The organism is Plantibacter sp. M259, assembly GCF_006065115.1.
GTDB lineage: Bacteria > Actinomycetota > Actinomycetes > Actinomycetales > Microbacteriaceae > Plantibacter > Plantibacter auratus.
The window spans coordinates 1,494,500-1,508,014 of the sequence record NZ_CP040750.1 but is presented as its reverse complement, the minus strand read 5'-3'; the positions used below and the strand labels follow the sequence as shown (position 1 = coordinate 1,508,014).

Here is a 13,515-nt window from a genome sequence, read left to right as displayed (position 1 = left end):
GCGGGTCTCCAGAGGGGCGCGCTCACGCCACAGACCCGCGCTCACGCGAGCGCACCGCGCTGGCAGCAACCAGGGAGTCAGCCGGCGGTGGGCTTCGTCGCCGCTCCGTCGAGCCAGAGCTCGGTCGACTCGTCTCGGTGCACTCCGTCGGTGCCGACGTGCTTCTCGCTGATCGACGGACCGTTCTTGATGACGTGCACGAGCGCCATCCCGTGACCCCGGCCGAGCTCGTAGTCCGCCTTCAGCCACTCGAGGATCTCGCCGGCCTTCGTCGACGCGTCGAAGCCGCGGGCGTGCGCCTCATCGACGAGCGCGCGCGGGGTCTTACCGGTCTTCGCCTCGGCGGCATCGAGATAGGCCTGGAACGACATGACGGCTCCTTCGTCGATCGGGTGTCAGCGCCATCGTAGCCAGCGACGGCACCGAGCGACAGACCCCGCAGCGCGCCATGCGGCCACCCTCCAGGGTGGGCGGCGACGACGCCAATAGGGTGAGGGGATGGACCGCCCCAGCAGGACCCCCGCCGGATTCGCCGCGACCGTCGGCATCGACCTCCTCGCCGTCATCGTGTTCGTCCTCATCGGCCGCGCCAGTCACGGCGAAGGCATCCTCGGACTCCTCGTGACGCTGTGGCCGTTCGCCGTCGGACTCCTCGTCGGACACGTCCTCGCACTCGTCCTGGGTCAGCGCGAGACCCGCTCCGTCCGCTGGGCCGGCGTCGTCGTCTGGGTGTCGACCGTCGTCGTCGGGATGGTGCTGCGCGCGGTCTCCGGCCAGGGCGTCCAGCTCAGCTTCGTCATCGTGACCGTCCTCGTCCTCGCCGCACTCCTCCTGGGGTGGCGCTTCGTCGCGTGGCTCATCGCCCGCCGACGCCCATGACGACGCCGACACCGACAGCGACGCCGACGAACACATGAGCGCCGAGCGCTGGGGGCGCTGGTACTTCGCCGTGCAGGCCCTCGCCGGTGCAGCGTGGTGGGTGTCGGTGTTCCTCGTCCCGCCCGTCCGGATGGCGACGCTCGGCAGCCTCGACCCCGTCGTCATGGCCGCGCTCGACGTCCCACTCTTCGTGGTCGCCTCGGCGCTCGCCGCATGCGCCATCCGATGGGCGGCGATCCTCGCGACCGCATGGACGCTGCTGGTCACCGTGTCGCTGGGGATCTTCGCGGCCGTGACCCAAGAGGCGGGGATCGGCGCCCTGCTGATGGTCGGCGCCGCAGTCGGCTCGGTCACGGCACTCGCACTCGTCCTCACCGGCGGGATCCCGAGAGCGTGGATCGCCGTCGGGCCGTTCGCCTTCCGCTCGGCGGACGCGACGGCGTCGACCGGGTCGCAACTCGTGAGGACCGCCGTCGAGATCGTCGCGTTCTGGGGCGTCTTCCTCGCGGTGATCCCCGCCGTCCTGCGGTTCTTCGAGTTGCGGTGGCGGGTCGCGATCGCCCTGCCGCCGGGCGCGGAGCAGATCGCCGTCGCCGCCGGCATCGTCGTCCTGGTGCTCGGGAGCGTCGTCGGACTCTGGTCGGCGGCCGCGATGGCGACGACCGGGGGTGGGACGCCGCTGCCCGCCGCGATGCCGAACCGACTCGTCATCGCCGGGCCGTATCGCTTCGTCCGCAATCCGATGGCTGTCGGCAGCATCGTGCAGGGCGTCGGCGTCGGACTCCTGCTGTCGTCCTGGATCGTGGTCGTTTACGCGGTCTTCGGCGCCGTCGTCTGGAACGTCCTGGTCCGGCCGGTCGAAGAGGCCGACCTCGAGGCGCGCTTCGGCGAGCCGTACCGCCGCTACCGCGAGGACCTGCGGTGCTGGGTCCCGAGCCTCCGTCCGGTGGCGGCTCGTTCGTAACTCCTGCTGCCGGTGACGACCGGCCGCGTCGCCCGCCGCCCCGACCGCCCGGGAGCCCCGGCGATCGCAGGATGCAGGAGTTGTGAACGCCGAGCGGGTCGGAGCGGAGGACCGTCTAGCGGCGGGAGCCGGTGAGGGTCGTCGACTCGTCGACCGGCGATGACTCGGGACGCGACTCCGGACGCGGCTCGGGCGCCTTCGCGCGCGACTTCGGCTTCGGCAATGGGATCGGCGAGGTGAGCGCGATCTGCTCCGAGAAGTCCTCCGGCGTGACCGGGGACACGACCCCGTCGTGGGTGAACTGCAGGCGCCAGCGGGAGTCGGGCGCGACGCGCAGGCGGAGGTGATGACGGAACACCCCGTAGGCCAGGCCGGTGGCGCAAGCGGCGAACCCGGCGAGTGCGCCCAGGCCGAGCGCCCAGCGCGGCCCGAAGGTGTTCGCCACCCACCCGACGATGGGCGCGCCGATCGGGGTGCCACCCATGAGGATCGCCATGTACAGCGCCATCACCCGGCCACGGACGGCCGCCTCGGTGCTCGTCTGCACGAGTCCGTTCGCGGTGGTCAGGAGCGTCACCGTCGAGAAGCCGACGAGGATCAGCACGGCGGCGAACGACCAGTAGCTCGGCATGAACGCGGCCGTGAGCGCAGCGACCCCGAAGAGCCCGGCCGCGCCGACGATCATCCGCATCTGGGCCTGCGCCCGCCGCGCCGCGAGGAGTGCGCCGGTCAGGGAACCGATCGCGAGCACCGAGGAGAGGATGCCGTACTCGCCCGCGCCCTTGCCGAACTCGACGGCCATGGTCGAGGCGAAGATCGGGAAGTTCATGCCGAACGCGCCCATGATGAACACGATCACGAAGACGACCATGAGGTCAGGCCGCCCGCGGACGTAGCGGAAGCCCTCGACGAACTGTCCTCGAGCCCGCGGTGGGCGCGGCGCGCGACGGAGCTTGCCGGTGCGCAGGGCCAGCAGGGCGCCGATGACGCCGAGGAAGGTGAAGGCGTTCACGACGAACACCCACCCGGAGCCGATCGCGACGATGAGGAGACCGGCGATGGCGGGGCCGACCATGCGCGCCGCGTTGAAGGACGCCGAGTTGAGCGCGACGGCATTCGACATGTTGTGCTCGTCGACGAGCTCGGAGACGAAGGTCTGGCGGGCCGGGCCGTCGACGGCGTTGATGATGCCGAGGGCCAGCGCGAAGAGGTACATGTGCCACAGCTCGGCGTGACCGAAGATGAGCAGGGCGCCGAGGGCGAACGCCAGGAGCATGAGGCTCGACTGGGTGAGGATGAGGATCTTCCGCTTGTCGAAGCGGTCGGCGATGAGACCGGTGATCGGCACGAGGACGAGCTGCGGCCCGAACTGCAGGGCCATGGTGGCGCCGACGGCCACGGCGTCGTTGTCGGTGAGGTCGGTCAGCACGACCCAGTTCTGGGTGGTGGCCTGCATCCAGGCGCCGACGTTCGACACGAGCGCGCCGATGAACCAGATGCGGTAGTTGACGCTGGACAGGGAACGGAACATTGCACTCACTGGGTGGCGAGTCTCCTCATGATCTCGGCTGCGCGGGCGAGGGTGTCGCGTTCGTCCGGGGTGAGCGCGCGCAGCTGCTGGGTGATCCACGCGTCGCGTTTCCGGACGGTCTCGGTGACGGTGGTGTGGCCCGCTTCGGTGAGGGCGATGGTGACCTTCCGGCGGTCGGCCGCGTCGGTTTCCCGGGTGACGTACCCGGCCTCTTCGAGGCAGTTGACGGTGCGATTCATGGATGGCGCGGACACGCGGTCGCGTTCGGCCAGTGCCCGCAGGGTTGCGGAGCCCTCTTTGTAGAGCCCTCCGAGGACGGAGAACTGCGGATCGCTGAGGTCGTCGACCGACTTCTCCCCGCGCAGTCGTCTCGCGAGCCGGAAGGTGCCCATGCGGAGTTCGGACGCCTGCTCGGCGATCGTCAGTGCCCTGGTCTTCGTCGCTGCTCCGCTTGCCACGATTCATTAGCCTAGCAAATTAGCTACCCTAAGTAAACCCGCGAACTGTCACCAACCGACAGTGCACGGGGTGCAGGACTAGCGGTTGGTGACAGTTCGCGGGCTGGGGTGGGGTCAGAGCCAGCGGCGGGCTCGGAAGATGGCGTAGAGGGTGCCGGAGAGGACGAGCATCGCTCCGATCGCGACCGGGTAGCCGAACTGCCAGTGCAGCTCCGGCATGTCGTCGAAGTTCATGCCGTAGACGGTGCCGATGAGTGTCGGGGCGAAAAGGATCGCCGCCCAGGAGGAGATCCGCTTGATCTCCTCGTTCTGCGCCAGCGCCGTCTCGCTCATCCGACGCGACTCCTCGTTCTGCGCGAGGCTCGCCTCCGAGAGGCGTCGCATCTCCTCGTTCTGCTGCTGCGTCATGAGCGTCGCGTGCACCGTCAGCGCGTTCCGGAGCAGGTGACGGAAGGAGTCGACGCGCTCCGCGATCCGGAGGGTGTGATCGAGCACGTCGCGGAAGCCGTTGCGCAGCTCCTCGTCGAGACCGTACTTGTCGGCGCCTTGCAGCAGGCCGTGGAGCATGGCCCGCAGGGGCGTGGTCGCGCGCTGGAACGCGATGACCTGGCGCAGCAGCTCGTAGATGCGACGCGAGACGTCCGCGGCGTCGCCGAAGAGCTCGTCTTCGATCTCGTCGATGTCGTTCTCGAGCCCCGCGACGACGGGACCGTAGCCGTCGACGACCTGGTCGAGCACCGCGTGCAGGACGGCGTCGGGACCGAGTGCGAGGATGTCGGGCCGGGCTTCGAGTCGTCGCCTGACCTGGCCGAGGTCGGGCTTCTCGGCGTGACGGACCGTGACGACGAACCCGGGTCCGACGAACAGGTGCACCTCGCCGAACTCGACCCGCTCCTCCTCGTCCAGGTAGCGGGCGGGACGCAGGACGACGAACAGCGTGTCGCCGTAGCGCTCGAGCTTCGCCCGCTGATGTCCCTTCAGGGCGTCCTCGACGGCGAGCGGATGCAGGTCGAACTCCTGAGCGACGGAGCGGATCTCCGACGGTTCCGGGCGGTACAAACCGATCCAGGCCATGCCGCGCTGTTCGTTGAGGAGCTCGTACGTCGCGTCGAGCGATCGCGGGCTCGCCGAGCGCCGTCCGGTCACGTAGATGCCGTTGTCGATGAGTGCCATGAGGTCTCCGTCCATCGATCGACGGGAACGTGCGGCGGCCGCGCGGGTGCAGGCGATCGCGGTGGATCGCACCCGGGGAGGTGTGAGTGATGGCGCCTCGGCACCGGCGGCGGCAGCGCCTACCGGGTGAGGGAGGCGAGGCGGTTCGTCGACGCGATGGCGCGGATACTGTCACCAGCCATGGCCGCTCACCTCGCTTCCGTCGAAACCTGCCGGCCCGCCGTTCGGGCCTCGTTCACCGTACGCCTGCCCTCCGGGAACTGCAAACGGACTCGCGACGCCGCCGGGCCGAGGGCCTACGCTGGCGGGATGAGCGAGCAGACTCCGCCACCCGTCGACGACGCGAACCGCCCCGTCGAGCCGCGACCGTATGCGACCGAGACGATCGTCGACGACGACGGCGTCACGGTCTACGTCTACCTGTGGGAGGTGCCGAACCCGCGGGCCGTCGTGCACATCGCCCACGGTGCGGGGGAGCACGCCCTCCGGTACGGGCGCCTCGCCGCTCGGCTCAACGACGCGGGGTACACGGTCGCGGCCGACGACCACCGCGGCCACGGTCGCACGGGGCTCGAGCACCTCGGCCTCGGCAAGCTCGGCCCGCGGACGACCCGGGGCGCGATCGACTCCGTCGCCGCCGTCGGCCGGTACCTGCGGACCCGCTTCCCCGAGTCGCGGCTCGCGTTGCTCGGTCACAGCTGGGGCTCGCTCATGGCGCAGAAGGTCGTCGCCGAACACGATCTGTACGAGCTCCTCATCCTCTCGGGCACCTCACTCGCGATGCCCGGCGTCATCAACGCCGGTGACCTCAACAAGCGCTGGCGGAAGACCGGGAAGACCGGTCTCGAGTGGCTCAACCGCGACCCGGCCGCCTGGGCCGCGTTCGCCGCCGACGAGCGCAACTTCGACATCGGCGTCACCCCCGTGTGGAACCCGATCCAGGCGTTCGCCTTCCTCGGTCGCCCGCCGAAGCGCCTGCCGCGCGCGGTTCCGGTACTCATCCTGGGTGGATCCGATGACTCGCTCGGTGGGGTCCGTGGCCTGACCCTCCTCCGCGACGCGTACGTGAAGCGGTCGAAGCTGAAGGACGTGACGCTCGTCATCTACCCCGAGGCGCGACACGAGATCTTCAACGAGCTGAACCGCGAGGACGTCGAGCGCGACGTCGTGGAGTGGCTCGACAAGCGCACCTGAGCCGCCCGGGCCCCTGAGCGCCCGCCCCGGTCCCTGAGCGCCCGCCCCGGTCCCTGAGCTTGTCGAAGGGCTGACCACAGGCGGGTCCGTCGCCCTTCGACAAGCTCAGGGACCGGCATGGCGGGCCACCCGGTGACAAGCCCAGAGGCCGCGGGGTACAGTCGCGGCACCCACACTCGACGCAGAGGAGACCCGGTGACCTCGGACGGACCCACCTACAGCCACCGCAGACGGAACTCGGCGGAGCGCATCGCGCGGTCGCTGGCGGGCGCGAGCACGGTCCCGTACTGGCTCGACAGCCCCGACCGGCCGACGCCGGAGCCCCGACTCGTCGGCCAGATCACGGCGGATCTGCTGGTCGTTGGTGGCGGCTACTCCGGACTGTGGACAGCGCTCATCGCCAAGGAGGCCGACCCCTCGCGTGACGTCGTGCTCGTCGAGGGCAAGGAGGTCGGCTGGGCGGCGAGTGGCCGGAACGGCGGCTTCTTCGAGGAGAGCCTCACCCACGGCGTCGACAACGGCGAGCGCCACTTCGCCGACGAACTGCCGGAGCTCGATCGCCTGGCGGACGAGAACTTCGACGAGTTCGTCGCCACGCTCGACCGCCTCGGGATCGACGCCGAGTTCGAGCACACCGGTGTGCTCACGGTCGCGACCGAGCCGCACCAGGTGGACGCGCTGCGCGAGGTGTCGGGGGACGGCGTCTTCCTCGATCGCGAGGCCGTCCAGGCGCTCGTGCACTCGCCGGTGTACCTGGCTGGTCAGCGCGAGTGGAAGAGCACCGCGCTCGTCCACCCGGCGAAGCTCGCCTGGGGGTTGAAGCGCGCGTGCATCGAGCTCGGTGTGCGGGTCTTCGAGCACACCCCGGCGACCCGGCTGCGGCGCTCGGGCGACGGCGTCGCGGTCACCACGAAGCAGGGCGGGGTGCAGGCCCGACAGGTCGCGCTCGCCACCAACGGCTTCCCCTCGCTCCTCAAGCGCACGGAGCTCCTGACGATCCCTGTGTACGACTACGTGCTCATGACCGAGCCGCTCTCCGCCGAGCAGTTGGAGAGCATCGGGTGGACGGACCGCTTCGGCATCGCCGATTCGAGTCGTGAGTTCCACTACTCCCGCCGGTCCGCCGACGACCGCATCCTCTACGGCGGCTTCGACGCGGTCTACCACCGGGGTGGCAGGATCCGGCCGGAGCACGATCAGCGCCGCGAGACGTTCGAGACGCTCGCCGACCATTTCTTCACGACCTACCCGCAACTCGACGTCCGGTTCACCCACGCCTGGGGCGGCATGATCGACATGTGTTCGCGGCTCTCGGCGTTCCAGGGCACGGCACTCGGCGGACGCGTCGCCTACAGCGCCGGGTTCACCGGACTCGGGGTCGGAGCGACGCGCTTCGGGGCGAGGGTCATGCTCGATCTCCTGAGCGGCGAGTCGACGGAGCTGACCCGCCTGAAGATGGTCCGGTCCAAGCCGATCCCCATCCCGCCGGAGCCCATCGCGAACCCCGCGATCCAGACCGTCCGCCGCGCGGTCGCCCGCTCCGACGCGAACGAAGGCCGCGACGGCCTGCTCCTGAAGGTCATGGACCGCTTCGGCATCGGCTTCGACTCCTGACCTGGTTCGACGCCCCTTCCGGGGAATCCGGACGCCGTCCAGGAATAGGCTGGGGGCATGCATGGTGAGTACAAGGTCCCGGGTGGCAAGCTCGTCGTCGTCGATCTCGAGGTGGTCGACGACCGCATCGCGGACTTCCGCCTCGCGGGTGACTTCTTCCTCGAACCCGACGACGCACTGGCGCTGATCGACCGCGCCGTCACGGGGCTCCCCGCCACCACGGACGCCGCAGGTCTCGCCGCCGCCATCCGCGGCGCCCTGCCGGAGGACGCCGTGCTCCTCGGCTTCACGCCCGAGGCGGTCGCGACGGCCATTCGCCGCTCCCTCGCGAAGGCGACGGGCTGGGGCGACTACGACTGGCAGCTCATCCATGAGGGCTCGGTGTCACCGCAGCTCCACCTCGCGCTCGACGAGGTGCTGACGAACGAGGTCGGCGAAGGCCGCCGCGGTCCGACGCTCCGCATCTGGGAGTGGGACCAGTCGGCGGTCGTCATCGGCAGCTTCCAGTCGCTCAAGAACGAGGTCGACCTCGACAACGCCAAGGCGAACGGCTTCGAGGTCGTCCGCCGCGTCTCCGGCGGTGGCGCGATGATGATGCAGCGCGGTGGCATCATCACCTACTCGCTCTACGTGCCGGCCGAACTCGTGAACGGCATGACCTTCGCCGACTCCTACGCCTACCTCGACGACTGGGTGCTCGTCGCCCTGCGTTCGCTCGGTATCGAGGCGACGTACCAGCCGCTCAACGACATCACGAGCCCGTCGGGCAAGATCGGCGGTGCCGCGCAGAAGCGACTCGGGAACGGCGCGGTCCTGCACCACGTCACGATGAGCTACGACATGGACGGCGAGCTCATGACCCAGGTGCTCCGCATCGGACGCGAGAAGCTCAGCGACAAGGGCACCACCTCCGCCGCCAAGCGCGTCGACCCGCTCCGCAGCCAGACCGGGCTCTCGCGGGCCGAGATCATCGATCGCATGAAGGACACCTTCGTCGAGATCACCGGCGCGACCCCCGGCCACGTCACCGCCGCCGAGCGCGCCGCCGCCGAGCAGCTCGTCGCCGACAAGTTCGCCACCGACGCCTGGCTCACCCGCGTCCCGTAGCCTGCCGCAGCCCGCGAACTGTCACCAGTGGCGGGTGCGGGCCTGCATCACCCACCGTTGGTGACAGCTCGCGGGCTAGGGTGGGGGGACGATGACAGCGCAGAACGAGACACCCGACCCGTCGACCCCCGCCACGCAGGCGTCCCTCGAGCAACGGCTCGCCGACGCGGTGGCCGCGGAGAGCGAGACCCGGGTCGTCGAACGCTGCGTGTCCCTCCTCGCCGGTCGCTACGAGGGTGAGGACTTCCTCCGCGTCGTCGGCGGACACCACGCCGAGGGCATCCTCGGCGGAGCGCCCGCGCTGTACTGGCCCGAGCTCTGGGGCACCCGCGCCCTGCTGCACGTGTGGGACGACTCGGCCACCGCGCCCGTCGTCGGAGCACTCGGCAACCAGGCCTGGCGCGTCCGCGAGATGGCCGCGCGCGTCTGCGCCGAGCGCCGCATCGGCGACGTCGCCGCGATCGCACCACTGCTGAGCGACGATCACGCCCGCGTGCGCGCAGCCGGAGCCCGGACGCTCGCCGTCGTCGGTGGTGACAACGCCAAGCCGCTCCTCGAGGCGCTCCTCCGCGACCCCGACCGCGAGGTCCGTCGCGCCGCGCAGCAGTCCGCGAAAGCGCTCGCCGCCCGCCGCTGAGCTCGCGAGGGGGCCCGAACGGTCGGTCCCGGGCGCTCGACACCAGCCATTCGGGACCCGTCGCTGGCTGGGCTAGTGGGTGCCGGCCTCGAGCAGGATGATCACGATCCCGAACAGGGCCGTCGCGACGCCGCCGAGGAGACACCACCACCAGCGTGACCCTCGCACCACGAACGCCGCGCACCCGAGCACGAAGAGCATCAGCGTCGACACCTGCAACGCCAGGATCACAGCGTGCTCATGGCTGAGCACACCGGCGACGCCGAACACGAGCGGGATCGTCGGAAGGACGGCGGACAGGAGCATCCCGGACGACTCCTGGAACCCGTGCCTGATCGACGCGCCGAGCGTCACCAGCGCCTCGTGTCGGTCGTCACCGTGGTGCGCGAGGGCGGCCGAGTAGACGTGCGCGAGCCAGAACACGATGAGGGTCAGTGCGCTCGTGATGAGCACCTGCTCGACGTCGTCCTCCTCGTACACGCTCGACGCGCCGACGAGGCCGGCGTAGACGACGGTGCCGTAGATCGCGCTCGACGAGGTGAGGCGTCGCAACGGTGACGGGTTCGGCTGCATGATCCAGAGGATAGCGGGCGCTGCGGCCCGGCGTCCGGTTCAGTCGCCGACGTTGCGCTCGCCGCGTTCGTAGACCGAGGCCGCGGGCCCGACGATGTTGGTGTCGGGCGTGCCCACGACCTCGTGGTCCTTGTTGTCGTAGTCGAAGCGGTGCAGCACATGCCGCATCGCCTCGACCCTGGCGCGCTTCTTGTCGTTGCTCTTGACGATCGTCCACGGGGCGTCGGCCGTGTCCGTCGCCTCGAGCATCGCCTCCTTCGCGCGGGTGTAGTCGCCCCACTTGTCGAGTGAGGCGAGGTCCATGGGGGAGAGCTTCCACTGCCGCACCGGGTCGACCTGGCGGATCGCGAAGCGTGTGCGCTGCTCGTCGGCGGAGACGGAGAACCAGAACTTCACGAGGTCCACGCCGTCACCGACGAGCATCTGCTCGAACAGCGGGGCCTGGCGCATGAACTCGTCGTACTGCGCCGGGTTGCAGAACCCCATCACGCGTTCGACGCCCGCGCGGTTGTACCAGGACCGGTCGAACAGCACGATCTCGCCGGCGGCCGGCAGGTGCTGGACGTAGCGCTGGAAGTACCACTGCGTGGACTCGCGGGTGGTCGGCTTCTCGAGCGCGACGACGCGGGCGCCGCGCGGGTTGAGGTGCTCGGTGAAGCGCTTGATCGTGCCGCCCTTGCCGGCTGCGTCGCGTCCCTCGAACACGACGACCAACCGACGGTCGTTCGCCTTGATCCAGTTCTGCAGCTTCAGCAGCTCGATCTGGAGCAGCCGCTTGTCGCTTTCGTACTGTTCACGCGACATGCGCTCCGCATACGGGTAGCCCTCGCGCCACGTGTCGATGTGGCTGCCGGCGGCGTCGAGCAGGATGGGGTCGTCGTCGTCGACGTCGACCACCTGGTAGCCGTCGACCTGGTCGAGCGCGGGCGGCGGGGCGTAGTGCGAGACGAGCTGCTGCATGGTCGGGACGCTAGTCCCCGTGCGTAACCGTCAGGTGGCCGGTGGGTGACGCGCTGGTGGCTAGCCGGCTGAGCGGGTGAGGAGGTCCTGACGCTCGGGGTGCGCGTCGAACCACTCGCCCACGTACCAGCACATCGGGACGATCCGACGCTCGCTGTGCTGCTCGACGTCGTCGACCGCGTAGGTGACGAGTTCGCCCGCATACCCCTTGCCGCGGAAGGGCGGCGTGGTGAAGGTGCGGGGGAACGAGATCGAGTCGCCCGAGATCCGGTAGTCGACGACGCTCACCAGCTGGCCGTCGACGTGCATGGTGTAGCGCTGGGCATCGGTCTCGTTGGTGAACTCCGTGGTCATACGCGGTACAACGCGCGGGCCCGATCGTTCCTTCCCGGGTGTGCGGGCAGCGGACTGCCAGAATAGGCACATGTCCCTCGCCGCAGCAGCCGATGAAGTGCCGCTGCGATGGACCCCGGACGGCCCCGACCTCGTCCTCGAGGGCGACAACCTCGACGTCGTGGCGCAGCTCCCCGACGAGTCGTTCACGCTCATCTACCTCGACCCGCCGTTCAACACCGGCCGCGTGCAGCGTCGTCACTCCTCGACCTCGGTGCGGACGGCTGAGACGGGGGTGAACCGTTTCGCCGGCTTCAAGGGGCAGGCGTACGAGCGCATCCGCGGCGACCTCCGACGCTTCGACGACGCCTTCGACGACTACTGGGGCTTCCTCGAGCCGCGCCTCGTCGAGGCCTGGCGCGTCCTGGCCGCCGACGGCACCCTCTACCTCCACCTCGACTACCGCGAGGCGCACTACGCCAAGGTGCTCCTCGACGCGCTCTTCGGCCGGGAGTGCTTCCTCAACGAGATCATCTGGGCCTACGACTACGGCGCGAAGGCGCAGAGCCGCTGGCCGACGAAGCACGACACGATCCTCGTCTACGTGAAGGACCCGAAGGGGTACCACTTCGACAACGCGACCGTCGACCGCGAGCCCTACATGGCGCCCGGGCTCGTCACCGCGGAGAAGGCGGCGCGCGGCAAGCTTCCCACCGACGTCTGGTGGCACACGATCGTGTCGCCGACCGGTCGCGAGAAGACCGGCTACCCGACGCAGAAGCCGGAAGGGATCCTGCGTCGCATCGTGCAGGCGTCCTCCCGTGAGGGCGACTGGGTGCTCGACTTCTTCGCCGGCAGCGGCACGACGGGGGCGGTCGCGAAGGCGCTCGGTCGTCGGTACGTCCTCGTCGACGAGAACCCGCAGGCGCTCGAGATCATCCGCGCCCGCCTCTCCTAGCCCGCGAACTGTCAGTTCAGCACAATCGCTGCGCCCGGGACTGTCGTCTGGTGACAGTTCGCGGGCTGGCGGGGAGGGTCAGACGGAGGCGCGCGGGACGAGGCGGGTCGGCATCATCGTGACGCGCTCGACCGGCTCGCCCGCGAGGCGACGGACCAGCACCCTCGCCATCTCAGCACCGAGGTCGACGGGCGACTGCGCGATCGTCGTGAGCGGCGGTGCGGCCGTCTCGCCGTAGCGGTCGTCGTCGTACCCCACGACCGCGATGTCGCCCGGGATCGTCAGCCCGGCCTCCCGGATGACGGAGTAGGCGCCGGCGGCCATCTGGTCGTTCGCGGCGAAGAGCCCGTCGATGGGCACGCCCCGGGCGAGGAGACGACGCATCGCCGCAGCGCCGTCGGCGGGGGAGAAGTCGCCCACTTCGACGAGATCGTGCGGCAGGCCCGCGAGTTCGAGCTCCGCGCGCCACCCGGCGAGTCGGTCGACACCACCGGGCATGTCCTGGCGACCCGCGATCGTCGCGATCCGCGTCCGGCCGGCCTCGATGAGGTGGCGGGCCGCGGTCCTCGCGCCCTCGACGTTGTCGACGTCGACGTAGGTGCTGTCGACGACGTCGGCACCCATCGGGCGACCGCCGAACACGATCGGGAGCTCCTGGCCGAGCCGGGTGTACGAGTGGTCACCGCTGTGGTGTGACACGACGAGCGCGCCGTCGACGTTGCCGCCGAGCAGGTAGCGGCGGGTCTTCTCGGAGTTCGCCTCACTCGCGATGAGAAGGTTGAGTGTGTAGTCGGTCTCCGCCAGCTCGAGGGCCACTCCCTGCACGACCGACGCGAAGAAGGGGTCCGAGAACACCCGGGCGGTCGACTCCGGGACGACGAGCGCGATGACCTGGGTCCGGCGGGAGGCCAGCGACCGAGCGGCGCGGTTCGGGACGTAGTCGAGCGCGGCGATCGCCTCGTTCACGACCGCGACGACCTCGGCCGTGACCTTCGGCGAGCCGTTGACGACGCGCGACACGGTCGCGCGGGAGACCCCTGCGCGTGCCGCCACCATCTCGAGCGTGGGGGCTCCTTGACCGGACTGCATCATCGTCCCCTTCCGAGCGGGTGAGCGTGCCGAGTGCAGTGTATC

The 13,515-nt window shown here is 70.0% G+C and carries 15 protein-coding genes; 7 read left to right on the top strand and 8 right to left on the bottom strand.

Going from position 1 to position 13,515, the window contains the following annotated elements; genetic code table 11:
• Window positions 1-77 precede the first annotated feature (77 nt).
• The gene (locus tag FGL15_RS06895; RefSeq protein ID WP_138945483.1) at window positions 78-371 is read right to left on the bottom strand and encodes a DUF4287 domain-containing protein; all 294 of its coding nucleotides are present in this window, start codon (window positions 369-371) and stop codon (window positions 78-80) included.
• A 127-nt stretch (window positions 372-498) separates the two neighbouring features.
• Here FGL15_RS06895 and FGL15_RS06890 point away from each other — a divergent pair, with 127 nt between their 5' ends.
• Both FGL15_RS06890 and FGL15_RS06885 read left to right on the top strand, forming a co-directional pair.
• Entirely contained in the window at window positions 499-879 is a 381-nt protein-coding gene (locus tag FGL15_RS06890) for a DUF3054 domain-containing protein (protein WP_138945482.1), read from the top strand.
• 34 nt (window positions 880-913) lie between these two features.
• A complete protein-coding gene (locus FGL15_RS06885; RefSeq protein WP_138945481.1) occupies window positions 914-1,843 on the top strand; it encodes an isoprenylcysteine carboxylmethyltransferase family protein in 930 nt (309 codons plus the stop codon).
• A gap of 115 nt (window positions 1,844-1,958) precedes the next feature.
• On the opposite strand, the gene FGL15_RS06880 is transcribed toward FGL15_RS06885, so the two are convergent.
• The 3 genes from FGL15_RS06880 to FGL15_RS06870 form a co-directional block, all read right to left on the bottom strand.
• The gene (locus tag FGL15_RS06880) at window positions 1,959-3,374 is read right to left on the bottom strand and encodes an MFS transporter (protein ID WP_086475260.1); all 1,416 of its coding nucleotides are present in this window, start codon (window positions 3,372-3,374) and stop codon (window positions 1,959-1,961) included.
• Window positions 3,375-3,379: 5 nt separating this feature from the next.
• On the bottom strand, window positions 3,380-3,832 hold the full coding sequence (locus FGL15_RS06875) for a MarR family winged helix-turn-helix transcriptional regulator (RefSeq protein WP_229939713.1): 453 nt from the start codon (window positions 3,830-3,832) through the stop codon (window positions 3,380-3,382).
• Between the two features lie 114 nt (window positions 3,833-3,946).
• A complete protein-coding gene (locus FGL15_RS06870; RefSeq protein ID WP_064295772.1) occupies window positions 3,947-5,005 on the bottom strand; it encodes a magnesium and cobalt transport protein CorA in 1,059 nt (352 codons plus the stop codon).
• Window positions 5,006-5,314: 309 nt separating this feature from the next.
• Between FGL15_RS06870 and FGL15_RS06865 the strand changes: the two genes are divergently transcribed.
• From FGL15_RS06865 to FGL15_RS06850, 4 genes are all read left to right on the top strand, one after another.
• On the top strand, window positions 5,315-6,199 hold the full coding sequence (locus FGL15_RS06865; RefSeq protein ID WP_168223342.1) for an alpha/beta hydrolase: 885 nt from the start codon (window positions 5,315-5,317) through the stop codon (window positions 6,197-6,199).
• Between the two features lie 195 nt (window positions 6,200-6,394).
• Window positions 6,395-7,813 (top strand): FAD-binding oxidoreductase, encoded by a 1,419-nt coding sequence (locus FGL15_RS06860; protein WP_240773834.1) that lies wholly within the window; start codon window positions 6,395-6,397, stop codon window positions 7,811-7,813.
• A 57-nt stretch (window positions 7,814-7,870) separates the two neighbouring features.
• On the top strand, window positions 7,871-8,920 hold the full coding sequence (locus FGL15_RS06855) for a biotin/lipoate A/B protein ligase family protein (RefSeq protein ID WP_138945478.1): 1,050 nt from the start codon (window positions 7,871-7,873) through the stop codon (window positions 8,918-8,920).
• A gap of 91 nt (window positions 8,921-9,011) precedes the next feature.
• Window positions 9,012-9,557, top strand: coding sequence for a HEAT repeat domain-containing protein (locus FGL15_RS06850; protein WP_138945477.1), 546 nt, complete (start codon window positions 9,012-9,014; stop codon window positions 9,555-9,557).
• A gap of 72 nt (window positions 9,558-9,629) precedes the next feature.
• Here FGL15_RS06850 and FGL15_RS06845 read toward each other — a convergent pair whose 3' ends face one another.
• From FGL15_RS06845 to FGL15_RS06835, 3 genes are read right to left on the bottom strand one after another with little or no spacing between them, the layout of a single operon-like run.
• On the bottom strand, window positions 9,630-10,130 hold the full coding sequence (locus FGL15_RS06845; RefSeq protein ID WP_138945476.1) for a hypothetical protein: 501 nt from the start codon (window positions 10,128-10,130) through the stop codon (window positions 9,630-9,632).
• Window positions 10,131-10,169: 39 nt separating this feature from the next.
• Window positions 10,170-11,090, bottom strand: coding sequence for a polyphosphate kinase 2 (gene ppk2 / locus FGL15_RS06840; RefSeq protein WP_138945475.1), 921 nt, complete (start codon window positions 11,088-11,090; stop codon window positions 10,170-10,172).
• Between the two features lie 60 nt (window positions 11,091-11,150).
• Window positions 11,151-11,444 (bottom strand): GNAT family N-acetyltransferase, encoded by a 294-nt coding sequence (locus FGL15_RS06835; RefSeq protein WP_138945474.1) that lies wholly within the window; start codon window positions 11,442-11,444, stop codon window positions 11,151-11,153.
• Window positions 11,445-11,514: 70 nt separating this feature from the next.
• Here FGL15_RS06835 and FGL15_RS06830 point away from each other — a divergent pair, with 70 nt between their 5' ends.
• Window positions 11,515-12,381 carry a site-specific DNA-methyltransferase gene (locus tag FGL15_RS06830; RefSeq protein ID WP_079706442.1) on the top strand — a complete coding sequence of 289 codons (867 nt, stop codon included), beginning with the start codon at window positions 11,515-11,517 and terminating at the stop codon, window positions 12,379-12,381.
• A gap of 78 nt (window positions 12,382-12,459) precedes the next feature.
• On the opposite strand, the gene FGL15_RS06825 is transcribed toward FGL15_RS06830, so the two are convergent.
• The gene (locus tag FGL15_RS06825; protein ID WP_138945473.1) at window positions 12,460-13,473 is read right to left on the bottom strand and encodes a LacI family DNA-binding transcriptional regulator; all 1,014 of its coding nucleotides are present in this window, start codon (window positions 13,471-13,473) and stop codon (window positions 12,460-12,462) included.
• Window positions 13,474-13,515: the final 42 nt, after the last annotated feature.